The sequence below is a fragment of the bacterium genome, from assembly GCA_031082185.1.
GTDB lineage: Bacteria > Sysuimicrobiota > Sysuimicrobiia > Sysuimicrobiales > Humicultoraceae > VGFA01.
Map to the genome: position 1 here is coordinate 72882 of JAVHLI010000002.1, position 21292 is coordinate 94173.

Sequence of the window (21292 nt, forward strand, 5' to 3'; positions counted from 1 at the left end):
TGCGCTAAAGCGGCTTCTCCACATAGAGATACGTCCGCTCTACGACGAATCCAAGAGCGCGCAGGAACGGCCCGGCTATGGGGTCGAGTGCCCAAACGGTCGCGTACGGCGGCGTCCCGCGCGCCGCCATCGCGCCGATGACCGCGTGCGCGAGCGCGCGCCCCAGCCCGCGGCGCCGGTGCGTCTCGCGCACGCCGACGAACCAATCATGCCGGCCCTGACGCATCTCGACCGTGGCAACACCAACGGCCAGGCCATCCCTGCACGCCACGTGGCCCTTCCCGTCCTTGGCCCGCAGCGCCCGCTCGACCTCGTCAATGCGGCTGCGGTCAGGCGTTACCTCGCGCACCAGCCGGCCGACCTCGCGCGCGTCGGCGGGCATCCATCGGCGGACCTCGTAACCCTGTGGAGAGCCGATACCGGGGCGCTTGGGGCCGCGATACCGATAGACCAGCAGGGCGTTGGTGAAAACCGCGTGCAGGCTCCGAACCAGGAGGAGGCCGAACGGGCTCGTATCGGCCACGCGCAGGAGCATCGCGTTCTGGCCCGCGCGCTGGAACAGGGCCGTCAGGTGGGTGCTGATCCGGCCCAGAAGCGCCTCCTGCGTCCGGGCCGGGTACCCGGAGAACCCGTCCAGCAAGATCTCCTCAGCAAGCCACTGGCCGCCGCTGCGGCCGACCACCAGCAGCCCGGAGGGATCTCGGTTGACCTCGATCACGCTGATGTCCTTCTCCGACCGGGCCCACCACAGATCGTTGGGCTGCAGCGGACCGTCGCGGTCGAACGTGGCCGAGTAGCCGCCGGCGTACGCCGCGTCCAGCACGCGGACGAGCGTGGTGCCGTCCTCGATCGTCGCCGGCCGGACGGCCAGGTGCATCGGCCGCCTACCGGTCCACGACCGGCGCATCGGCCCAGAGCCGTTCGAGCCTGTAGAAGGCCCGGGTCTCGGGACCGAAGACATGGACTACAACGTCGCCGTAGTCGAGCAGGATCCACTGCCCGGTCTCGGCACCCTCGCGCACGCCACGGGTCTGGTTGCCCTTGAGGGCCTCGGCAATTGCGTCTGCCACGGCACGGATCTGCACGCGGCTGGTCGCGGTGCACAATACGAAGTAGTCGGTCACGAGGGTCTGCTGGCGCAGGTCGAGGACGAGCACGTCCTCGGCACGCTTCGCCTCTGCCGTCTCCGCGGCCAGCAGCGCCTTGGGCAGCGACTCCGGAGCGGGCGCCTTGCCGCCGGGCGCCTTTCCGCGCGGGCGGGGCCTAGCCACCTGATGGCTCCGGACGCGCCGGATCTTCTTTGTAGAGGCCGTGCTTGACGATGTAGGCCTCGACCGCCTCGGGTACCAGGTACTTGATGGGCCGCATAGTGCGCACGCGGGCGCGGATTTCCGTGGACGAGATCGCCAGTGCCGGAATGGCCATCGCGTGAACATTCACCAGGGGCCTCCCCGTGCAGTTGTCACGCCTAAGCACATCGAGATCCAAGACGAACCCGGGCCGGGTGGCAGCGATGAACTCGCACAGACCGAGCAGCTCGGGTGACCGCTCCCACTCTCCGCGCATGATCTGCATGATGGCGTCGGCGCCGGTAACGTGGAACAGCTCCGCGCCGGCGAACTCCTCCGCCAGCTGACGGATCGTGTCAATCGTGTACGATGGACCGGAGCGGTCGATCTCCAACCGCGACACGCTAAGGTGCGGGTTGGAAACCGTGGCCAGAAAAGCCATAAGGTACCGGTGTTCGGCGGGAGTGACGTCGGCAGGATCCTTGTGGGGCGGCTGTCCGCTGGGGACGAAGATGACGCCGTCGAGATTGAACTGGACCCGGGCCTCCTCGGCGGTGACCAGATGCCCGTGGTGAATCGGGTCAAAGGTCCCGCCCATGACGCCGACCCTGGTCACGCCGTCGCCTCGCGCCCGCCTTGGCTGCGGTCCTTGGCCCGCACGGAGGTTGACTTCTTCCCGCCCGCGGAGGTCTCCTCCTGGTCGAGGCCTAGGCCCAGCGCGCCGTAGGCCGCGCGTATCAACGCCTCCAGCCCTTCTCCGGTGGCGCCGGAGGTCGGCAGAGCCAGCATCCCCAACGCGGAAAACCGGGCCAGCAGGTCCGCCGAGCGCGCCCTGGCCTCGGGCAGGTCCATCTTGTTGAGGGCCACAATTACAGGACGCTCAAGCAGGCGTGGATCGTACAGCCCGAGTTCCCTGCGGATGGCGCCGAAACCCTCGACCGGGTCTTCGGGACTGCTGGCGTCCACCAGGTGAATCAGCACGCGCGTCCGGGCGGTGTGCCGCAGGAACGCGTGCCCCAACCCGGCACCCAAGTGGGCGCCTTCGATCAGCCCGGGCAGATCGGCGACCACGAAGCTCACTCCACGCTCGATCTCAACCACGCCCAGCGTCGGCTCTGTGGTCGTGAAGGGGTAGTCGCCCACCTTGGGCCGCGCGGCCGAGATGCGGCGGAGTAGCGTGGACTTGCCAGCGTTGGGCAAACCCACCAGGCCGACGTCGGCCAGGAGCCGCAGCTCCATCTCAATCTGCAGTTCCCCACCGGGCTGCCCTGGATCGGCGCGCCGAGGCGTCCGGTGCGTGGCAGTGGCGAATCGCGCGTTGCCCCGGCCGCCCCGGCCGCCGACGGCGATCGTGGCGCGCCGGCCCTCCTCGGCCAGATCGGCGATCACCTCTCCGGTTGTGGCATCGCGCACGATCGTTCCCACGGGCACGGAAACGACCAGATCCGCGCCGCGGCGGCCCGAGCGCTTCGCGCCCTCCCCATGGGCGCCTCGACGGGCGCGCAGGTGCCGGCGATAGCGGAAGTCCACGAGCGTCAGGAGTCCGGGGTCGGTCACGAAGATCACGCTGCCGCCGTCCCCGCCGTCCCCGCCATCCGGCCCGCCCTTGGGTATGAACTTCTCCCGGCGGAAGCTGAGACAGCCGTTGCCCCCATCACCGGCCTTGACGTAGACCTTCGCCTGATCAATGAACATGGGAGGCCTCGCAGGAGAAGCGAACGGCCCGGGTCATGCAACCCGGGCCTGAGCCGCGCGCACCTGTTGGGCTAGACCGCAACTGCAACCGGGTAGACGCTGACCTGCCGGCTGTCCCGGCCGCGGCGCTCGAAAGCCACGACGCCGTCCACGAGCGAGAACAGCGTGAAGTCGCGGCCTCGGCCGACGTTGTTGCCGGCAAATACCTTCGTACCCCGCTGGCGGATCAGGACGCTGCCCGCGCTCACGGCCTGACCCGAGAAGCGCTTGACGCCCAGGCGCTTACTATTGGAGTCGCGGCCGTTCCGGCTGCTGCCAACGCCTTTCTTGGATGCCATCTCCCTACCCCCTGGTTCTGTCTAGCCAGCCGGCGCGGCTATGCGCTCGATGCGCAACTCGGTGAAATTCTGCCTGTGGCCGGTCTTCCGGCGGTAGTGCGCCTTGGCCTTGTACTTCATCACGATGATTTTTTGCGCCCGGGCCTGCCGCACGACGCGTGCCTGCACCGAAGCGCCTTCAACCGTCGGCGTACCCACCCGCGTCTCGCCGTCACCAATGAGCAGCACCCGGTCCAGGGTTACCTGGTCGCCCGGCGAGCCGGCTATGCGCTCGACGCGCACCAGATCGCCCTCGCGGACCGTGACCTGCTTGCCTCCAGAATCAATAACCGCGTACACATCGCACCTCCACCAGACCGGACGAATTCTACCACGGGGGCAGGAATGGGTCAATTCGCTTGCTCGCGCCTTCCCCGCAGCAACCCCAGCACCCGCGCGACGACTCCCTTTCGGCCGGCCCCCTGCCGTGGCTCCTCGGCCAGCGCCAGGGCCAACTCGTAATCCGGGTCCGGCTCCGCCAGCGAGAGAACCTCGTCGGGGCCCCGGTCCATCCAGAACTGAACCCGCTTGCCGCCCTCAGTAGAAACCGCCTCCAGCTCCTTCAAACTCTCGCCCTCGGCAACGTTCAGGCGCTCCAGGTGCAGTCCCTCTCTGCCGCGGAAGCGCACGCGCCTGCCCGAGGCCTCCTCCAGCGATCGCACCCAGTCGGCGCCGTCCCGCAGCAACGCGCCGGCCACCTGTGGGTGCACCTCGATGAGCACCGCGGGTGCCTTCGTGCCGCGGACCAGCCTGCGTGCCTCGCGCCGCACTCGGACCGCCATCGTCTCCGGAGAGAGCACCCGGCCGCGGCCCTCGCAGTACGGGCACGGAGTCCGCATGATCTCGTCCAGGTCCTGGTAGACGCGCTTGCGGGTGATCTCAACCAGGCCCAGGCCGGTGAGGTCAATCACGTGGGCCTTGGACCGGTCATGTTTCACGGCCTCCTCCAGCGCGTCGAGGACCCGCTGGCGGTGATCCGCCTTTTCCATGTCAATGAAGTCCACCAGTATGATGCCGCCGATGTCCCGAAGCGTGATCTGGCGCATGACCTCGCCGACGGCCTCGAGGTTCGTGCGCAGTATCGTGGTGGTCAGGTCGGTCTTCCCGACGTACTTGCCGGTGTTGACGTCAATGACGGTCAACGCCTCGGTCCGGTCTATCACCACGTACCCGCCCGACTTCAGCCAGACCCGCCGGCGCAGCGCGCGGTCTATCTCGCGCTCGATCCCTCGGCGCTCGAAGATCGGCTCAACGTCGCGGTGGAGCACAAGCCGGGATCGGAGCTGCGGGGCAAACGAGGAAAGCAGGTCCGCGATCCGTCCGTACTCCTCCGGCGAGTCCACCACGAACCGATCCACGTCCTCGGTGAACAGGTCGCGCACGACGCGCCGGATCAGGCGCAGGTCCTGGTAGACGGGCGCCGGCGCCTTGCCGGCGCGCGCGCGTTCAAGCACCCGGTTCCACATCTGCCGGAGGAACGCCACGTCGTCGGAGAGGACCTTCTCTTCGACTCCCTCGGCGGCGGTGCGCACGATGATGCCCACCTTCTCGGGCCGAACCCGTTCGGCGATCTGGCGCAGCCGCTTGCGCTCGGCCTCGCTGGTGATGCGGCGGCTCACCCCCACGTAGTTGACGGTCGGCATCAGCACCAGATAGTGGGCCGGCAGGGCCACGTAGGTCGTAACCCGCGCGCCTTTCGACCCCATCGGCTCCTTGGTGACCTGAACCAGGATCTCCTGGCCGGAGCGCAGCCGCTCGGCGATCGCACCGCGGCCGAACGACTCCTCGATCTCCTCACCCTCCTCACCGTCGAGCCGCTGCGATCGGATGTCGGCCACGTGAAGGAAGGCGTTGCGATCAAGGCCGATGTCCACGAACGCTGCGTCCATCCCCGGCAGGACGTTGGTGACCCGGCCCTTGTAGATGTTGCCGGCCACGGGCTCTGACCGCTCAACAAACAGGTTGACGAGCGTGCCGTCTTCCAAGACGGCCACGCGCGTCTCGCCTGCCTCGATGCTGGCGATTATCTCTCTTTCCATGATCCCATCTCCCTGTTCTCCCGGACCCGCCTCCCCTGTCAGCTTCCCGGGCGCCGGCGCAGGTGGATGCTGAGCAGCATCCCCGTGCCGGCAAGAGTTGTGAGTATTGCCGTGCCTCCGTGGCTCACCAGCGGCAGGGGAATGCCGGTTACGGGCATCAGCCCCACCGTCATTCCCACGTTGACCACAACGTGAAACGCGACCATCGCGGCGATGCCGGTGGCCACCAGCGCTCCAAGGCGGTCGCGCGCGCCCTCCGCGATGCGGAGCGCGCGCCACAACCACACGAGGTACAACCCGAGCAGCAGGGTGGCACCGACCAGACCAAGCTCTTCCCCGACCACCGTGAACACGAAATCGGTGTGCTGCTCTGGTATGAACCGCAGCATGCTCTGGGTGCCGGCAAAAAGCCCCTTGCCGAAGATCTGTCCAGACCCAACGGCGATCTTGGACTGTATCAGCGCGTATCCGGCGCCCAGCGGATCGGCACCCGGATCTAGGAACGCCGTCAGTCTCCGGCGCTGGTAGTCGTGGAGCATCCTCCACAAGAACGGGGCGGCGACGGCCGCGGCGGCCGCGACCCCGGCCAGATCCTGCGCGCGCGCGCCGGCCACGTACAGCACGGCCGCCAGTACGGCAAGCAGCACCAGCGCGGTGCCAAGGTCGGGCTGGCGGACGATCAGCACAGCCGGAAGGGCGATGTGCAGGGCGAACGGAAAGAGCGAACGCAGGCGGGGCAGTGACTTCACACCCTCCAGGTGCCTGGCAAGCGTGATCACAAGGGCCAGCTTGGCGACCTCCGACGGCTGGAAGCCACCGAACGCCCCCAGCGCGATCCACCGCTGCGCCCCCATGCGCGTGTCTCCGAGGACGAACACCGAAGCCAACAGCACCAGAGTGCCCGCGTAGACCACCTGCCACGCGCCGGCGAACTGGCGGTAGTCCGTCGCCGCCAGGGCAACCAGCGCCAGGGCGCCGAGCGACAGGTGCAGCGCGCGGGCGCGCAGGAAGGACGCCGCATCCGCGGATCCGTGCCGCGCCGAGATCAGTGCCACGACGCCAAAAGCGGCAATCAGGATGGTGGCGCCGATCAGCACCCAGTCCACCTCGCGGAGCCGGCGCGCCCTCACGGCCGCACCAGACCTGCCGGCTGCGGCGCCAGGAGCGGCCGGGCCGCCTCAAACAGCGCGCGCGCGATCGGCGCGGCGACCTCACCGCCCCGGCGACCGTGCTCTATGAAGACGACCACGACCAGCGCCGGGCTCTCAATTGGAGCGTAGCCCGCAAACCAAGCGTGCGGGATGCCCCTGGGGTTCTCGGCGCTGCCGGTTTTACCGGCGATCGCCATGCCCGGCACCGCCGCCGCGGCACCGGTCCCGCCCTCGACCACGGCGCGCATCCCCTCGCGCATCGCGTGGCGGGCAGCCGGCGTCAATGTCAGCGGTGCGTCCTCGGTCTCCCGACCAAATACCATCACCTCGGTGCCGTCCGGCGACAGCACTCGGCGCGCCAGGTGCGGCCGAACCAGCTTCCCGCCGGTCGCCACCGCGCCCACCATGCGGGCAATCTGCACGGGTGTGGTCAGGACAAACCCCTGGCCTATGCTCATGTTGAGCGTGTCTCCGGGGTACCAGGGTTCCTTCCAGACCCGCTGCTTCCACGCGGCCGAGGGAACAAGACCGGCGGCCTCGCCCGGAAGATCAATCCCGGTGACCCGGCCAAGTCCCAGGGCCCTGGCGTAGTGTTCCAACCTGTCCTCTCCCAGCGCACGGCCCAACTGCCAGAACATCACGTTGCACGATACCGCGGTGCCCTTGATGAAGTTGACCGTGCCGTGTACCACCAGGTCCCGGAAGACCCAACGGCCGAGCCGGAGCGATCCCGTGCACTCGAACCGGCTGTCGCGCTGCGTCACACCTTCGCCGAGCGCGGCGAGCCCTGTGACCACCTTGAAGACCGATCCGGGCTCGTAGGTGGACTCAACCGACCGGTTCAGCAGCGGGAGCCTGCGGTCCGCGGTCAGTTGCCGCCAGTTGGCGGGACTGATCCCTCCGGAGAACAGACCGGGGTCAAACGTGGGCGCGCTGGCCAGCGCCAGTACCTCTCCGCTCCGGGGGTCCATCACCACCACCGCGCCGGTGCGCCCGCGCAGGCCCTTTTCCGCAACCCCCTGAAGGGTTGCATCAAGGTTGAGCACCAGGGAGTTGCCGGGGCGGGACGATTTGCGGCTCAGCACGCGCACCGGCCGCCCGGCTGCATCCACCTCGACGCGCAGCCTGCCGTTCTCTCCCCGCAGGTGCGTGTCGTGGGTGCGCTCCACTCCTGACTTGCCGATTAGGTCGCCGGCCCGGTACTGTGGCTTGGCGCGGAGCTCCTCTTCGGTGATCTCTCCCAGGTGACCGAGGGCATGCGTTCCCAGGCTCCCCAGAAGGTACTCGCGTACCGGCTCTGCCTGCACGATCACGCCTGGGAGGTCGAGCCGGCGCTCCTCGATTGTCATCACAACGCTCTTAGGCACGTCCCGGCGCAGGGCCACGGGCTCAAACGGCCTGACGCGGCCGGCTTCCAGGCGGGCCAGCAGTTCGTCGCGCTCGACCCCCAGGATGGAGGCAAGCCCTGAGGCCAGTCGCTGCGGATCGGACACCTCCATGGGCAGCACGCTCACCGTGAAGGCCGGCCGGTTGGTCACCATCGGGTGCCCGCCCCGATCGTAGATGACGCCGCGCGGCGCCGGAACCTTGTAGTCGCGCAGCCGGTTCTGCTCGGACAGCTCGAGGTAGCGGCCTCCGTCAATGGCCTGCAGAGACCAGAGGCGCCCCTCGATCAGCGCAAACACCAGGAGGATAATCAAGCCCAACCGGGCCACGCGCGGGCTCCAGGGCGCGGTGTCCATGTTCATCGTATCGCCCTTCGAGCCACGATCTTCGTCGAATCGCGACCGCGGGAAACGGTCTCGGCCCATGCTACAACCGCGGCAACGGGCCGGGCAAAGAGCGCGTTGAAGGCGGCGGCAGCAGCAGCTTCCCGCAGCAGTAGGGGCCAACCCACGGAGGCGAGACCGGTGACGGCCACCACCAGACCGCTCGTAAGCGACAGTCCCATCGTGGCGAGCGCCGCAGCGGCGGCATACAGATACCTCTGCCGCAGATCCACCACGGCTGCGAGTGCTCCTGCCGCGGTGCCTACTGCCAGGTAGGAGAGGGTGAAGACCCCAAGAGGGCTGCCGCCGGTCACGTCCCGGAGGTATCCGGCAGCAGCGCCGGCCAGAGCCCCGGCCTCCACCCCCCCCCGTAGGCCGAAGGCCACGACGATGAGAAGCGGCAGGTCGGGTGAGGCCCACCAGGGCAGCCGGGACAGCCAGGCGCCGTCAACGACCGCACCTGCTACAAGCAGGCCCGCGAAGAGCGCGATCCTCAGCAGCGTCACGGCTTAGGAGGGCTCCCGATCAGAATCAGCACCTCTTCGATGTGGGTCAGGCTTGCTGCGGGACGGACGGTTGCCTCCTGGTGAAGGGCGCCCTGCTCGCGCACGAACGCTGAGATCGTTCCCACCGGCAGGCCGCGGGGAAACACGCCGGCCTGGCCCGAGGTCAGCACGGCCTCTCCCTCCGCTATCTCGCGCGCCCTGGACAGGTACTTCACGCGCAGCAGCGGCCCACCCTGACCATCCACCACGCCCGATTCGCGCGACTGCTGTAGCACCACGCCCACGGAGCTGCGCGAGTCGGTTATCAGCAGCACCTGCGCCGTCGAGTGGGTGACGGCAATGATGCGGCCTACGAGACCTCCGGCACCCACCACGGTGTCGTTGCGCTGTACGCCGTCCCTGGCGCCGCGATCCACCTGGATGACCGCAAACCACTGCGCGCCGCTTCGTCCAATCACCCGTGCGCCGATCGCGCGGCCTGGGGCTTGGCGCCTGAACTCAAGGAGCCGTTCCAGCCGCTGCGTTGCCTGGGCCTGCTCGCGCAACCGAACCGTCTCTTCGGAGAGGCGCTCAATATCCTCGCGCAGGCGCGTGTTCTCGACGCGCAACCGCCCTATCTCGGAGTAGAGGCGCCAGAACCGTGTACCGGCATCACCCACGCGCGAAAGCACGCCCTGGGCGGGACCAAGCCACGCCAGCAGGAAGGAACTCACGGGACCCAGCGCCCGGCGTTCGGGCAGGCGCACCTGAAACGTCAGCAACGCTAGCGCTGCCGTTGCTAACACCGCCACCAGTACGATCCGCCGTCTCACCTAGGCGACACTCGGCCCCATGGTGCGCCAGCGCTCCTATCCGCGCTTGGACGCGACCAGCACCTTCTGCAACGTCTCGATATCTTCCAGGACTCTCCCGGCGCCCATGACCACGGCCGCCAGCGGGTCTTCCGTGAGCGAAACCGGCATGCCTGTCTCTTCCGCCAGCAGGCGGTCCATTCCGCGCAGTAGGGCGCCACCGCCAACCAGGATCATCCCGCGGTCAACGATGTCGGCGGCCAGCTCCGGAGGCGTCCGCTCCAGCGTCTGCTTCACCGCGTCCACGATCGCCTGTACCGGCTCGGCTATCGCCTCGCGGACCTCCCCACTGGTCATGCGCACCGTACGCGGCAGGCCCGAGACCAGGTCGCGCCCGCGTACGTCCACGGCGTTCTCCTCCCGAACGGGAAAGGCGGAGCCTACAGCGATCTTAATCCCCTCCGCCGATCGCTCGCCGATGAGCAGGTTGTACGAGCGGCGGGCGTACTGGATGATCGCCTCGTCCAGTTCGTCGCCCGCGATGCGTATGGACCGGCTGGCCACGATACCGCCCAACGCGATGACCGCTACCTCGGTCGTGCCTCCGCCGATGTCCACCACCATGCTGCCGATTGGGTCTGAAACCGGCAGCCCCGCGCCGATCGCGGCGGCCATGGGCTCCTCGATGAGGTAGGCGTTTCGGGCACCCGCCTGCAGCGTTGCGTCAACGACCGCCCGCTTCTCGACCTCGGTGCAGCCCGACGGGATGCCCACCACGACCCGCGGCCGTATCCACATCCGGCCGTTCGAAGCCCGGCGGAGAAAGTAGGCAAGCATTGTCGCGGTCGTGTCGAAATCGGCAATCACGCCGTCGCGCAGCGGCCGCGTGGCCACGATGTCCCCAGGTGTGCGGCCGATCATCCGCTTGGCCTCCTCGCCCACTGCCAGGATCAGGCCGTCGTCGAGGCGCTTGGCGACCACCGAAGGCTCGCGCAGGACAATGCCCACGCCGCGTGCGTAGATCAGGGTATTGGCCGTACCCAGGTCCACCCCCATGTCGCGCCCAAAATGCGCCAGCAACCTGTCCAATATCATCTCAGCCTCCAGGGCACGCAGGCGTCAGCCCGCCAGCGCGCCGCGTTCCCGCAAACTCACAAAACGCCCATCACCGATGATGATGTGGTCGAGCACCTCAATGCCCACCACGCGCCCGGCCTCCTGCAGACGGGCGGTAATACGCAGGTCGTCCCCGCTGGGCTCAGGCGTGCCCGAAGGGTGGTTGTGCACCAGGATGACCGCGGCGGCGCTCCGCCTGATGGCCTCCTTGAACACCTCCCGCGGGTGTATGGGCGCGCTGTCCAGCCCTCCGACGGCCACGCTGGTAACGTCCAGCACCTCGTGCCGGGTGTTGAGCAGCACGGCCCGGAAGTGCTCGCGGTCCAGGTGTCGCATCTGCCCGGCCAGCAGCGCCGCCACGTCACCCGGCGCCCTGACCAATGGCCGGCGCGCCGCCGGCGCGGCCTGCACCCGCCTTCCCAACTCGAACGCCGCCAGCACTGCCCCGGCCTTGGCCGGACCTATCCCACACTGCCGCAGCAGATCGTCCGGCCCTGCCTGGCTGAGGGCTTGAAGCGAGCCGTAGGAGACAAGCAGCTCGCCTGCGACCTCGGCCGCGCCGGAGGAACGGGTGCCGGTTCGCAGCAGCACCGTCAGGAGGTCCACGGAGGACAACCCGGCAGCGCCGCTGCGCAGGAGGCGTTCCCTGGGTCGGTCTTCTGGGGGAAGCAGTTTGACGGACAGCCCACCAGCCACCACCATCAACGCTCCGGTTCCAGCGCCATTTGGGGACACCCGTTCGCCCCCGCGCGGGAGGCGGCGGGCTGAACCGGAGCGGCCGGCGGAGCTAGGCTGGTCGCACGCCGATCGTCTCCAGCATGCGTGCCAACCGTGCCAGCGGGAGACCCACCACCCCGAAGTAGTCCCCCTCCAGCTTCTCCACGAATAGCGCCGCACGGCCCTGAATGCCGTACGCCCCCGCCTTATCCATCGGCTCGCCGGACGCTACATACCGGAGGATCTCCTCCGGCGGCAACACCCGGAACTGCACCGCGGTGGTGGAATCATCGGCCAGCGTCACGCCACGGCGACCGTGGGCGACGACGACGCCGGTGATCACGTGGTGCGTGCGACCCGAGAGGCGATGGAGCATCTCCACCGCCTCGCCCGCCGTCGTGGGCTTTCCCAGCACGATCCCATCTACCATCACCACCGTATCGGCGGCGATGACCACCGCGTCCGGCCGCGCTTCGCTGACGGGCCTGGCCTTCCCCAGCGCAGCCCCGCGCGCGTACGCCCGCACCTGATCGAGGGTCCACCCTTGGTGGCCCGCGCCGGATGCAAGCACTCCCAACGTCTCATCCTCCGCGACCGTTGCTGCGGTCTCGAAGGACCACCCGACCTGACGCAGGAGCTCATCGCGCCGGGGAGAGGCGGAAGCCAACACCAGCGGCGGCACCCCGTCCCCCAGAGGGGCCGAAATATGCACGTCAGGGCAAGTATATCAGCCGGGATGGGGAGCTACAACAACCGGTAGATCCAGACCGCGATCACCACGCCCAGCAGCATGGCCAGGTTGAGCCGGATGATCCCGCCCGCGGTCAGGCTTATGATGCGCAAATCGAGCGTGACCGGAGGGTCAACGCCGGCGCGGACCTCGCGCGCCAGGAAGCCGAGCACCGGGTAACCGACCACCGCCTCGGCGATGACGCTACCCAGCAGGCCGCCAAACAGGATGATCACGAACAGGACCCACCAGGGATTCCGGGTGCGACGGGCCATCGCTCACCTCTACTCGACGTAAGCCTGGGCGCTCGAGGCCGGCCGAGGAGCAACTAATCGTGCCAGCCAGATGCTGATCTCGTAGAGCGCGTACGTCGGCACTGCCATGAGCATCTGGGAAACCACGTCGGTCCCAGGCGTCAGCACCGCGGAAAGCACGACGATGCCGACTATGGCGTACCGGCGGCCCGCCACCAGCGTGGCAGGCGACACTATGCCCAACCGGGCCAGGAAGACCACGACGATCGGCAGTTGGAAAATGAACCCGAACGCCAGCACGAACGCCATCAGGAACGAAAGCGCCGGCCCAACCGCAAGCATCGGCTGCAGCCTCTCGGTCTGGTACCCCAGCAGGACCCGGACGCCCACGGGCATGATCACAAAGAGCCCGAACGCCGCGCCCAGCGCGAAGAGCACCAGCGAGGGCGGCAGCAATCCCATCACCGCGCGCCGCTCGGTCCCGGTGAGCCCCACGGCAATGAACGCCCAGAGCTGGTAGAGGATCACCGGCAGGCCTATGAAGACACCCAGCAGGAGGGCGATCTTGATGCGGATGAACAGCGCCTCCGCCGGGGCGAAGAAGACGACGTGCGGAACTTGCAGCTGGCGGATTAGCAAATCGAGCACGCGGTCCACAAAGGCAAATCCAATCACCGCACCCACACCCAGCGCGGCAAACGCGATGAGGAGCCGCCGCCGCAGCTCCTCCAAGTGCTCCACGATCGTCATCGGTCGGTCGTGCATGTGATCTAGGCATCCGGCTTCGAGGGTTTCGTCTCGTTCACGTCGTCCTCTACGTCCCGGATCGCCTTGCGGAACTCCTTGATCGTCTTCCCGGCCGCCGCCCCCAGGCCCGCGAGCCGGCTGGCTCCGAACAGAAGCAGCAGGATCAAAAGGATAACGAGCATCTCCAGGGGACCCACGCTGCCGATCACCGCCGGCGGTACGAATCCAGTCATCTTCAGTTACCTCCAGCTCTCATTATAGACCCCGGGCCGGCCGTCTACTACTGCACCGGGCCCGCAAGAGCCTTCCTACCGCCAGTCCGGCGGCCGCGCCCAGCGAGGCTACCCCAGCAATGCCCGCGCGCTCCGAGATAACCGGACCGAGGCGGAAGGTGACGGCCCCCTTGCGCAACCGAAGGCGCAGTTCGGCCAGATCCCGGCCGATGCGGTGGTGGAGCGTCGCTAACTCCGACGAGACAACAGGGTCTGCAGCCAACGGATCTCCTCGGCCATGCGTGCCGCCCAGGCCGCCCTCCGTCGCCGCAACCGGACCTTGCCGAGCGACAGCAGGACGCCCATCGCGGTTATCATGACGCCCAGGACCACCAGGGCGGCCAGCCATCCTGGCAGCCAGATCGCGGCCACCATCACGAGCGCGGCGACGGCCACGCCTACGGCCATCACGCCCAGCGCCACCGCGGCGCCAATCATGATAGCGGCAAAGGCGAAGTCCATTGCCAGAGCGTGCAGGTGTTCCCGTGCGGCGCGTCCGTACACTCCGCCAAGGGCCGCCGCGTCGGCGAGCAGCCGGCGCAGCAGTTCGCCGGAGGACTCGCCTGGGGTGGCGCGTTCATCATCCGCCATTGTGCCCCCATATTTCAGGGCAGGTCGGGCCTTCTCCTCTGCCGTAAGGCCTAGGAAAGCCGCGTCGCGCGCGGTCAGGCGACGGAGTCGGCCTCGTCTAGGATCGCTTCGGTCTGGCTCGTTCCGATGAGGTCGGCGCCCGCGCCGACCATGGCCGTCGCATCCGCCAGCGTGCGGATCCCGCCCGACGCCTTGACGCCCATGCCGGAGCCTACCGTGCGCCGCAGCAGCGCCACGTCGGCCACCGTTGCCCCTGCCCTGCCAAATCCCGTGGAAGTCTTCACATAGGCCGCGCCGGAGGCTGCTGCCAGCCCGCACGCCTGAACCTTGACGGCGTCATCCAGCAGCGCGGTCTCCAGGATCACCTTCACCGGGCGGCCGCCGGACGCGGCCACGACCGATCGGAGCTCCTCCTGCACAACCTCCCATCGGCCATCGCAGAGAGCGCCGATGTTCACTACGACGTCCACCTCATCGGCGCCGTCGCGGACCGCGGCGGAGACCTCCGAAGCCTTCACCGCCGACGTAGAGTTGCCGTGGGGGAACCCGATCACGCTCACCACGCGGATCCCGCTCCCCTCCAGCAGCCTGTGGGCCAAGGCGACGTGCACCGGCTTGACCACCACGGATCGAACCCCCCACTCCCGCGCCACGGTGCAACCGGATTCCACGTCGGCCTGACCTGCTTCGGGCGCCAGAACCGAGTGCTCGATGCGTCCGGCCAGCGTCCGGGCTGAGGTCGGCGCGCCCTGATCCTTCGGGATCATGCGGTGACCAGCCCCTTCCGGACCGCGTAGCGCACTAGGTGTGCGCGATCGTGTAGGTCGAGTTTCTCCATGATGTGCGTGCGGTGGGTTTCAACAGTCTTGACGCTGATGTGGAGTCGTTCCGCGATCTCCTTGTTGGTCAGGCCATCGGCGATCAAGCATACGACCTCGCGTTCCCGTTCCGTCAGGCCGTCGAACCGCCGGCGTTCTTCGTCGCGGTTGGTGGACGTCTCGTGATCCGAAACCAGCCGCCGCGCGATCATCGGATGCAGGAAGGTATGGCCTCCGACCACTGCGTGTACGGCATCCACCAGGTCGCGGGCGCTGGCCCGCTTCAAGACGTAGCCCGATGCGCCCGCCTTCACCAACTCGAAAACATAGTCCTCGTCCTCGTGCATGGTCAGGATGACCACCCCGACGTCCGGCAGGGAGGCCTTGATGCGCCGGGTCGCCTCCACCCCGTTCATCCTCGGCATGCTAACGTCCAGGCACACCACGTCGGGCTTGAGACTCTGGGCCAGCTCCACGGCCGCGACGCCATCGCCCGCCTCACCCACGACCTCAATGTCCGGCTCGGCCTGGAGCAGGCGCTTAATGCCCTCCCGCACGATGGCATGGTCATCGGCGACAATTAGCCGGATGGTCCTGGGACCTCCGGGCGCAACGTCTTGGAACTGGCTCACGGGCGGGAGCCCTCGCGCGCGCCACGCTCGAACGCCGCCGCGTTGCGCGCGATTATCTGAGGGTCTGCCACCATCCCGTCCAGGGCCGCGCGCACGCTCTCGGCAGAGAGGATCGGCCGAGCAGCGAGCGTGGCGCCAAGCAGCACGACGTTGGCCGCCCGCGCCGCGCCCAGTTCGACGGCGATGGCCGTCGCCGGCACCGCAATGACCTCCACGTCGGTGCGCTCAGGAACCCGCCCAGTCAGCGTGCTGTCGCAAACGATGAGACCCCCGGGCCGAACGGCGGGCTCAAACCGGTCCAGCGAAGGTCGGTTCATTGCGATCATCACGGTTGGGTCGGAGACCACCGGCGAGCCGATGGGTTCGCTGCTGATCACTACCGTGCAGTACGCGGTGCCGCCCCGCTGCTCCGGTCCGTACGCGGGCAGCCAGGTGACCTCGCGCCCCTCGCTGAGGGCCGCCTGCGCCAGAACCTCGCCCAGGAACAGCACGCCCTGCCCCCCGAAGCCGGCTATCACGATCTCGTGAACGGCCATGCGGCTACTCCCCGCTCCTGGTGGTGTCCTTCAGAACGCCCAGAGGGAAGGCGGGGATCATGTTGGCCTCGCACCACGCGATGGCCTCGACCGGCGGGAGCTTCCAGTTTACCGGGCAGGTCGAGAGCAGCTCGACGATGCCCAAACCCCTGTCCTCAAGCTGCGCCCGGAACGCGGCCTCCACGGCGCGTCGAGCCCGGTGGATGCGGGCCGGGCTCGTGACCGCTTCGCGTGCGGCATACGCCACGCCGTCAATGCCGGCCAGGAGTTCGACCACCCGCAACGCCCCCCCCGCCTGGCGAACGTCCCTGCCGTAGGGGGTGGTCGTGGTCTTCATTCCCGACAGGGTGGTCGGCGCCATCTGACCGCCGGTCATGCCGTAGATCGCGTTGTTCACGAAGATGACCGTGATGCGCTCGCCCCGCGCGGCGGCATGGAGGATCTCAGCGATGCCTATCGAGGCCAGATCGCCGTCGCCCTGGTACGTGAACACGACGCGGTCGGGCAGCACGCGCTTGATGCCCGTGGCGACCGCCGGAGCACGGCCGTGTGGAGCCTGCTGGAAATCCACCTTGAAGTAATTGTAGATGAAGACCGAGCACCCAACCGAAGCAACCCCGATCGTCCGCTCCCGGATGCCGAGGCTGTCAATCGCCTCTGCCACCAGGCGGTGAATAATACCGTGCGTGCAGCCCGGACAGTAGTGCAGGGGCACGTCCACCAGCGAGCGGGGCCTGGCGGTAACCTCAACCATATCCTTGATCATGCCCAGGCCACCTCCCCGGCCACGGCCGACCGAATCGCCTCCGACACCTCCACCGGAGAAGGCACTACCCCACCGACGCGGCCGTACAATCCGACCGGCGCCCTGCCCGATAGGGCGAGGCGAACGTCCTCCACCATCTGTCCCGCGCTGAGTTCCACAACCAGCCACCGGCGCGGCGACCTCTCGAACGCGGAAGTCGGGAACGGCCAGAGGGTGATCGGCCTGATCAAACCAACTGCATGTCCCTGCGCACGCTCGCGATCCACGGCCGACCGGGCCACGCGTGCCGCTATTCCGTAGGCAACAACGAGTACTTCTGCATCGTCGGCGCGGTAGGCCTCCCATCGCTGCTCGCGCTCACGGATCTCCTGGTAGGTCCTCATCAAAGAAAGGACGTGCTGTTCGAGCTCTTCCGGGGCCAGGTAGATAGATGAGATCACGCGAGGAGTTCCCACGGCGCCGGTCGTGGCCCAGTCAGGAGGCGGCGGCGGCGCGATGGGTTCGGGTAGCGTCACAGGCTCCATCATCTGCCCGAGGATGCCGTCTGCGGCGACTATCACCGGCAGCCGGTAGCGCTCGGCCAGTTCGAACGCAACCGGCATGAGGTCAACGATCTCCTGGACCGTGGACGGCGCCAGCACGATGCCGTGGGTGTCACCGTGCCCCAGCCCGCGGGTAACCTGGAAGTAGTCTCCCTGCGCTGGCGCGATGTTACCGAGTCCGGGACCGCCGCGCATCACGTTGGCCACGACGCACGGCAGCCTGGAGCCGATCATGTAAGATATGCCTTCCGTCATCAGGCTGAAGCCAGGGCTGCTGGTGGTGGCCATGGCACGGACGCCGGCGCCTGAAGCGCCGTGGACCATGTTGATGGCCGCGATCTCGCTCTCGGCCTGGACGAAGACACCACCCGCCTTTGGCATGTGGCGGGCCATGTACTCCGGCACCTCGTTCTGCGGCGTAATCGGATAACCGAAATACGCCCGGCAACCGGCGCGGATGGCCGCCTCGGCCAGCGCCTCGTTTCCCTTCATCAGGGTGCGCTTCACTTGGGACCCTCCCGCTTAGGGGGGGATTTCCGGGGGCGCAGCACGGTGATCGCCACCTCCGGGCAGACCAGCGCGCATGCCGTGCAGGAGGTGCACCGGGCCTGGTCGGTCACGTGTACGACAGCATACCCCAAACGGTTGAGCGAGCCCAACTCCATGATCTCCGGCGGGCAGACAGCCACGCAAAGCCCGCAGCCCTTGCACCGCTCCGCGGCGATGAGCACCCGCTGCGGTAGGATCACCCCTGTGGGAGCATCACCTTCCGGGCACGCCGTCATGCGTGGTCCCCTCTCTCCTGCACTTCCATGACTTCTGTTTCGAGAGCAAGGCGGCCCAACACCTCCCGGGCGCTCCCCACATCGCTCTCATGAACCACGAGCTCGACGACCTCTGTACCCGAGGCACGCATGCTGTGCATTGCAGCGATTGGAATCCCGGCCCTGGTCAGGCCGGACACGATCCTCGGCAGTTCAACGGAGATGCTGCCAACGGTAATGTGGAGCTTGACCTCGCGCGGGCCGGCTCCCAGCATCTCTGTGAAGGTCTCGAACAGATCGCTCTCGGTGATAACGCCAACCAACCGGCCGTCTTCGACCACCGGTAGCCCCCCGATCTTGTGCCGCCGCATGAGCGTTGCCGCCTGCTCGATCGTGGCGTCCGGATCAACCGTGACGGGCGCGCTTGCCATCAGGTGTCTGACGAGGACTCCCACCGACAGGCTGGGAGTGCTGTGGGGGCCTTCCACCGCCGGTGGGTGCATGCGTACCACGTCGGTCCAGGTGATGATCCCAACAAGGGTCTCGCCGTCAACCACCGGCAGACGCCGAATGCGGTGCCGCCGCATTAGCCCCAGGGCCTCCCAGGCCGGGGCCTCCGGTCCAACCACCAGCGCCGGGGCAGTCATGCGGGTGCGCACGCGCATCGCTGTTCCCTCAGGCGACCTGTTCGCCCCGCTGTGCCAGGCGAAAGCGGCTGACGAGCGCATCGGGCACCTCCTGCCCGATGCGCACCGCTAGAAAGTTCAGCGGCTCCAAGGCCACGTTGGGCTCGTTGGTCCACTCGCGCCGGAACCCAAACCTCTCAAAGAGGGCAAGCAGCCGGTCGGCGTAGATCCCGGCTTCGATGATGGTGTCCTCGATGTCCCAGCACCACACGTAGCCGGTGGCCACGTATATCCGCGACTCGACCTCCGGCCGGGCGAAGGCACGGCGGAACAGCGATTGGGCGATCCCCTTCCCCCTGTGCCCGCGCGCCACCTCGATACCGACCTCCAGCACCCTGGGATCCCCCAGCCGGCCCCAGGGCTGGTCAATGCCGGCCGGCACCAGCAGCAGGTAGCCGACGATGGTCGTGTCGAGAACGGCGACAAACACCTCGCCGCCCGCAACTCGGATCGCCCTACCCAGCGTCTCGCGAACGATCTGCGCGCGCCGGCGGCCATAGGCGGAGAAAGCACCGAGGCCTGGAGCGATCTCGTACTCCGCCAGTGCCGCGCCGCCTTCGAGCGCGAGGATCTCGGGGAATGCCCGTGCCTGTTCCGCGGCCGGGACCATGAGTGTTCTCACCGGTAGCAGAATAGCCCGCTCGGGCGGAGCAGACCATCGGATGGGAACAGTATTTCCGCCGGAGGGGGGCCGGCGCTACCCTAAGTCGCCAAGCACGCGCTCGGCCACCGCCCGTGCCGCGGCCTCGACCGCCCCCGAGGGCACCCCGCCTGTCGAGAACGCCCGGCCCTCGATTCCGTAGACGATGAACCGCGGCGGCAGCCGGTCCAGTGCCCTGGCCAGTTCTATCGCCTCGGCTACCCCAAATGCGTGGGTCGAGCACCGGCGTAGTCCGGCGGGCAGCGGTTGGCTGCGGGCATCAAAGCGGTGAATGCTGCCCGGATCCGCGCCGGAGAGGGCCGCGTCTATCAGAATCACGGTCCCTGCGCCCTCCCAAAGCGCCATAAGAGCCGTACCCTCGCCATCCTGCTCGAGCACCGCAACGCGCCCTTGATCCGGGGGGTCAGGGAGGGCGAGAAGCGCCTCCCTGATCAGGCGGGCGGCGATCAGCCCGACCGCATCGTCCCCCCGTGACGCGTTGCCAATTCCGATGATCAGCGCAGTGAAGGGGCCGGCACCCGCCGGGTTCCCCTCACTCCCGCTCAATGTGGAGCTTCAAGAAGTGCGTGGCGCACGAGATGCACGGATCGTAACTGCGCACAAGCTGCTCGCAGCGCAGCGTGGCCTCCTCGTGGGGCAGGCGCAGCACTCCGGGCACGTACTGCCACAGATCGTCCTCCATCCGCTTGAGGTTCTGCGAAGTGGGCGGAACGATCCTGGCGGAGGCGATCAGGCCCTCTGCGTCCACCGCGTAACGGTGGTACAGCAGACCGCGCGGTGCCTCGGTGGCGTGGGCTCCCTCCCCGGCCTGCGGAGGCGTGGGTATGGGCGATCTGGATGGGACTGGCTCCACGTAGGAAGCGATCAGCTGGAGCGCCTCTTCATAAGCGTGGACCAGCTCCAGCCCGCGCGCGAGCAGGCTCATGAATGGGTTGCGCACGGGCAGGGTCAGCGCGATGTCACGCGCCGCCGCCTGCGCCCTCGGCGAGAGCCGGTCAAAGTTCAAGTTCACCCGCGCCAGCGGTCCCACCATGTAGCTTGTCTTGCTGCCCGCGCGCCGCGAGTGAAGCGCGTTGGAGTGCTCTACATGCTCCTCCAGGAAGTGCCGCTCATACTCCTCAACAGGAATGTCCAGGCCGCTGGATGAGACTACGCGCCCCTCGTTGTAGGGATACTCGTCCGGATGTGACAGGGAGACGAACTCGTAGTCGGCGGTGAAGTCGGGGTAGTCCAGCGTTGCCGCCCACCGCACGGCCTCCACTGCGCGCTCAAGACCCCACTCAAGATCCGGGACCAGGGCGGTCAGCGCAGACTTGCGCGGCGCTCGGTAGAAACCGCCCACACACGCCGAGACCGGGTGGATCTCGCGCCCCCCGATAACCGTAACCAGGTGATTGCCGATCTTCTTCATGCGTAACGCCTGCTCGACCAGCGGACGAAGGGCCGGATCGCCTGCCATGCTGATGGCCGATTCGTGTCCGATGAAGTCCGGTGCATGCAGCAAGAAAATGTGCAGCACGTGGCTCTCGATGTACTCGCCGCAGTAGAGCAGCCGGCGCAGGGCGCGCACGCCAGGCGGAGGGGTCACGCCCAGGGCCTTCTCCAGCGCGTGGGCGGCGCTCATCTGGTAGGCCACCGGGCAGATGCCGCAGATTCGGGCGGTTATGTCCACGGTCTCCTGGGGCGTACGGCCGCGCAGAAACGCCTCGAAGAAGCGGGGCGGCTCAAAAATGTTGACCTGCACGTCGGTAACTCGATCGCCCTTGATCTTCACCCGTAACCCGCCCTCACCCTCGACGCGGGCCAGGTAGTCTACGTTGATGCGTCTCTCGGCCATTGCTTC

The 21292-nt window shown here is 67.9% G+C and carries 28 protein-coding genes; all 28 read right to left on the bottom strand.

Features of this window, described 5'->3' with window-relative positions; translation table 11 throughout:
* Window positions 1-4: 4 nt before the first annotated feature.
* Window positions 5-877: a GNAT family N-acetyltransferase gene (locus tag RDU83_02690; GenBank protein MDQ7839917.1), complete on the bottom strand. Its 873-nt coding sequence runs from the start codon at window positions 875-877 to the stop codon at window positions 5-7.
* 7 nt (window positions 878-884) lie between these two features.
* Window positions 885-1271 (bottom strand): ribosome silencing factor, encoded by a 387-nt coding sequence (gene rsfS / locus RDU83_02695; protein ID MDQ7839918.1) that lies wholly within the window; start codon window positions 1269-1271, stop codon window positions 885-887.
* Window positions 1264-1905 (bottom strand): nicotinate-nucleotide adenylyltransferase, encoded by a 642-nt coding sequence (gene nadD, locus RDU83_02700; GenBank protein MDQ7839919.1) that lies wholly within the window; start codon window positions 1903-1905, stop codon window positions 1264-1266. Before nadD ends, rsfS begins: the two co-directional genes overlap by 8 nt.
* Entirely contained in the window at window positions 1902-2984 is a 1083-nt protein-coding gene (obgE, locus tag RDU83_02705) for a GTPase ObgE (GenBank protein MDQ7839920.1), read from the bottom strand. The genes nadD and obgE overlap by 4 nt, the downstream gene beginning before the upstream one ends.
* A 71-nt stretch (window positions 2985-3055) precedes the next feature.
* The gene (gene rpmA / locus RDU83_02710) at window positions 3056-3322 is read right to left on the bottom strand and encodes a 50S ribosomal protein L27 (protein MDQ7839921.1); all 267 of its coding nucleotides are present in this window, start codon (window positions 3320-3322) and stop codon (window positions 3056-3058) included.
* 21 nt (window positions 3323-3343) lie between these two features.
* Window positions 3344-3661, bottom strand: a complete 318-nt coding sequence (gene rplU / locus RDU83_02715; protein MDQ7839922.1) for a 50S ribosomal protein L21 — start codon at window positions 3659-3661, stop codon at window positions 3344-3346.
* A gap of 50 nt (window positions 3662-3711) precedes the next feature.
* Window positions 3712-5400: an Rne/Rng family ribonuclease gene (locus RDU83_02720; GenBank protein MDQ7839923.1), complete on the bottom strand. Its 1689-nt coding sequence runs from the start codon at window positions 5398-5400 to the stop codon at window positions 3712-3714.
* A gap of 38 nt (window positions 5401-5438) precedes the next feature.
* The gene (rodA, locus tag RDU83_02725) at window positions 5439-6530 is read right to left on the bottom strand and encodes a rod shape-determining protein RodA (protein MDQ7839924.1); all 1092 of its coding nucleotides are present in this window, start codon (window positions 6528-6530) and stop codon (window positions 5439-5441) included.
* A complete protein-coding gene (gene mrdA, locus RDU83_02730; protein ID MDQ7839925.1) occupies window positions 6527-8299 on the bottom strand; it encodes a penicillin-binding protein 2 in 1773 nt (590 codons plus the stop codon). Before mrdA ends, rodA begins: the two co-directional genes overlap by 4 nt.
* Complete coding sequence (locus RDU83_02735; protein ID MDQ7839926.1) at window positions 8296-8826, bottom strand: hypothetical protein; 531 nt, start codon at window positions 8824-8826, stop codon at window positions 8296-8298. Before RDU83_02735 ends, mrdA begins: the two co-directional genes overlap by 4 nt.
* A complete protein-coding gene (mreC, locus tag RDU83_02740; protein MDQ7839927.1) occupies window positions 8823-9638 on the bottom strand; it encodes a rod shape-determining protein MreC in 816 nt (271 codons plus the stop codon). The genes RDU83_02735 and mreC overlap by 4 nt, the downstream gene beginning before the upstream one ends.
* Before the next feature lie 36 nt (window positions 9639-9674).
* Complete coding sequence (locus tag RDU83_02745; GenBank protein MDQ7839928.1) at window positions 9675-10712, bottom strand: rod shape-determining protein; 1038 nt, start codon at window positions 10710-10712, stop codon at window positions 9675-9677.
* A gap of 24 nt (window positions 10713-10736) precedes the next feature.
* Window positions 10737-11435, bottom strand: coding sequence for a DNA repair protein RadC (radC, locus tag RDU83_02750; GenBank protein ID MDQ7839929.1), 699 nt, complete (start codon window positions 11433-11435; stop codon window positions 10737-10739).
* An 85-nt stretch (window positions 11436-11520) separates the two neighbouring features.
* Window positions 11521-12132, bottom strand: coding sequence for a nucleoside triphosphate pyrophosphatase (locus RDU83_02755; protein MDQ7839930.1), 612 nt, complete (start codon window positions 12130-12132; stop codon window positions 11521-11523).
* Between the two features lie 62 nt (window positions 12133-12194).
* On the bottom strand, window positions 12195-12455 hold the full coding sequence (locus RDU83_02760; GenBank protein MDQ7839931.1) for a DUF4321 domain-containing protein: 261 nt from the start codon (window positions 12453-12455) through the stop codon (window positions 12195-12197).
* A gap of 9 nt (window positions 12456-12464) precedes the next feature.
* Window positions 12465-13199, bottom strand: coding sequence for a twin-arginine translocase subunit TatC (gene tatC / locus RDU83_02765; protein MDQ7839932.1), 735 nt, complete (start codon window positions 13197-13199; stop codon window positions 12465-12467).
* A 5-nt stretch (window positions 13200-13204) separates the two neighbouring features.
* Window positions 13205-13390 (bottom strand): twin-arginine translocase TatA/TatE family subunit, encoded by a 186-nt coding sequence (gene tatA / locus RDU83_02770; GenBank protein MDQ7839933.1) that lies wholly within the window; start codon window positions 13388-13390, stop codon window positions 13205-13207.
* A 252-nt stretch (window positions 13391-13642) separates the two neighbouring features.
* A complete protein-coding gene (locus RDU83_02775; protein ID MDQ7839934.1) occupies window positions 13643-14044 on the bottom strand; it encodes a phage holin family protein in 402 nt (133 codons plus the stop codon).
* A 74-nt stretch (window positions 14045-14118) separates the two neighbouring features.
* Window positions 14119-14811: a deoxyribose-phosphate aldolase gene (gene deoC / locus RDU83_02780; GenBank protein MDQ7839935.1), complete on the bottom strand. Its 693-nt coding sequence runs from the start codon at window positions 14809-14811 to the stop codon at window positions 14119-14121.
* Window positions 14808-15494, bottom strand: coding sequence for a response regulator transcription factor (locus RDU83_02785; protein ID MDQ7839936.1), 687 nt, complete (start codon window positions 15492-15494; stop codon window positions 14808-14810). Before RDU83_02785 ends, deoC begins: the two co-directional genes overlap by 4 nt.
* Window positions 15491-16030, bottom strand: coding sequence for a 2-oxoacid:acceptor oxidoreductase family protein (locus RDU83_02790; protein MDQ7839937.1), 540 nt, complete (start codon window positions 16028-16030; stop codon window positions 15491-15493). The genes RDU83_02785 and RDU83_02790 overlap by 4 nt, the downstream gene beginning before the upstream one ends.
* 4 nt (window positions 16031-16034) lie before the next feature.
* Window positions 16035-16784, bottom strand: coding sequence for a thiamine pyrophosphate-dependent enzyme (locus RDU83_02795; GenBank protein MDQ7839938.1), 750 nt, complete (start codon window positions 16782-16784; stop codon window positions 16035-16037).
* Window positions 16785-16792: 8 nt separating this feature from the next.
* Window positions 16793-17845: a 3-methyl-2-oxobutanoate dehydrogenase subunit VorB gene (gene vorB, locus RDU83_02800; protein ID MDQ7839939.1), complete on the bottom strand. Its 1053-nt coding sequence runs from the start codon at window positions 17843-17845 to the stop codon at window positions 16793-16795.
* On the bottom strand, window positions 17842-18123 hold the full coding sequence (locus RDU83_02805) for a 4Fe-4S binding protein (GenBank protein MDQ7839940.1): 282 nt from the start codon (window positions 18121-18123) through the stop codon (window positions 17842-17844). The genes vorB and RDU83_02805 overlap by 4 nt, the downstream gene beginning before the upstream one ends.
* Window positions 18120-18767, bottom strand: coding sequence for a CBS domain-containing protein (locus RDU83_02810; GenBank protein MDQ7839941.1), 648 nt, complete (start codon window positions 18765-18767; stop codon window positions 18120-18122). The genes RDU83_02805 and RDU83_02810 overlap by 4 nt, the downstream gene beginning before the upstream one ends.
* Window positions 18768-18777: 10 nt before the next feature.
* Window positions 18778-19398: a GNAT family N-acetyltransferase gene (locus tag RDU83_02815; protein MDQ7839942.1), complete on the bottom strand. Its 621-nt coding sequence runs from the start codon at window positions 19396-19398 to the stop codon at window positions 18778-18780.
* Window positions 19399-19485: 87 nt separating this feature from the next.
* Window positions 19486-19995, bottom strand: coding sequence for a hydrogenase maturation protease (locus RDU83_02820; GenBank protein MDQ7839943.1), 510 nt, complete (start codon window positions 19993-19995; stop codon window positions 19486-19488).
* A complete protein-coding gene (locus RDU83_02825) occupies window positions 19982-21286 on the bottom strand; it encodes a Ni/Fe hydrogenase subunit alpha (protein MDQ7839944.1) in 1305 nt (434 codons plus the stop codon). The genes RDU83_02820 and RDU83_02825 overlap by 14 nt, the downstream gene beginning before the upstream one ends.
* Window positions 21287-21292: the final 6 nt, after the last annotated feature.

Excerpts from the sequence above, each read along its gene's own strand:
- RDU83_02690 (MDQ7839917.1), bottom strand. The coding sequence starts at position 877 with ATGCACCTGGCCGTCCGGCCGGCGACGATCGAGGACGGCACCACGCTC.
- obgE (MDQ7839920.1), bottom strand. The coding sequence starts at position 2,984 with ATGTTCATTGATCAGGCGAAGGTCTACGTCAAGGCCGGTGATGGGGGC.
- rpmA (MDQ7839921.1), bottom strand. The coding sequence starts at position 3,322 with ATGGCATCCAAGAAAGGCGTTGGCAGCAGCCGGAACGGCCGCGACTCC.
- RDU83_02720 (MDQ7839923.1), bottom strand. The coding sequence starts at position 5,400 with ATGGAAAGAGAGATAATCGCCAGCATCGAGGCAGGCGAGACGCGCGTG.
- mrdA (MDQ7839925.1), bottom strand. The coding sequence starts at position 8,299 with ATGAACATGGACACCGCGCCCTGGAGCCCGCGCGTGGCCCGGTTGGGC.
- RDU83_02745 (MDQ7839928.1), bottom strand. The coding sequence starts at position 10,712 with ATGATATTGGACAGGTTGCTGGCGCATTTTGGGCGCGACATGGGGGTG.
- radC (MDQ7839929.1), bottom strand. The coding sequence starts at position 11,435 with ATGGTGGTGGCTGGTGGGCTGTCCGTCAAACTGCTTCCCCCAGAAGAC.
- RDU83_02760 (MDQ7839931.1), bottom strand. The coding sequence starts at position 12,455 with ATGGCCCGTCGCACCCGGAATCCCTGGTGGGTCCTGTTCGTGATCATC.
- tatC (MDQ7839932.1), bottom strand. The coding sequence starts at position 13,199 with ATGCACGACCGACCGATGACGATCGTGGAGCACTTGGAGGAGCTGCGG.
- RDU83_02775 (MDQ7839934.1), bottom strand. The coding sequence starts at position 14,044 with ATGGCGGATGATGAACGCGCCACCCCAGGCGAGTCCTCCGGCGAACTG.
- deoC (MDQ7839935.1), bottom strand. The coding sequence starts at position 14,811 with ATGATCCCGAAGGATCAGGGCGCGCCGACCTCAGCCCGGACGCTGGCC.
- RDU83_02790 (MDQ7839937.1), bottom strand. The coding sequence starts at position 16,030 with ATGGCCGTTCACGAGATCGTGATAGCCGGCTTCGGGGGGCAGGGCGTG.
- RDU83_02795 (MDQ7839938.1), bottom strand. The coding sequence starts at position 16,784 with ATGGTTGAGGTTACCGCCAGGCCCCGCTCGCTGGTGGACGTGCCCCTG.
- RDU83_02805 (MDQ7839940.1), bottom strand. The coding sequence starts at position 18,123 with ATGACGGCGTGCCCGGAAGGTGATGCTCCCACAGGGGTGATCCTACCG.
- RDU83_02810 (MDQ7839941.1), bottom strand. The coding sequence starts at position 18,767 with ATGCGCGTGCGCACCCGCATGACTGCCCCGGCGCTGGTGGTTGGACCG.
- RDU83_02815 (MDQ7839942.1), bottom strand. The coding sequence starts at position 19,398 with ATGGTCCCGGCCGCGGAACAGGCACGGGCATTCCCCGAGATCCTCGCG.
- RDU83_02825 (MDQ7839944.1), bottom strand. The coding sequence starts at position 21,286 with ATGGCCGAGAGACGCATCAACGTAGACTACCTGGCCCGCGTCGAGGGT.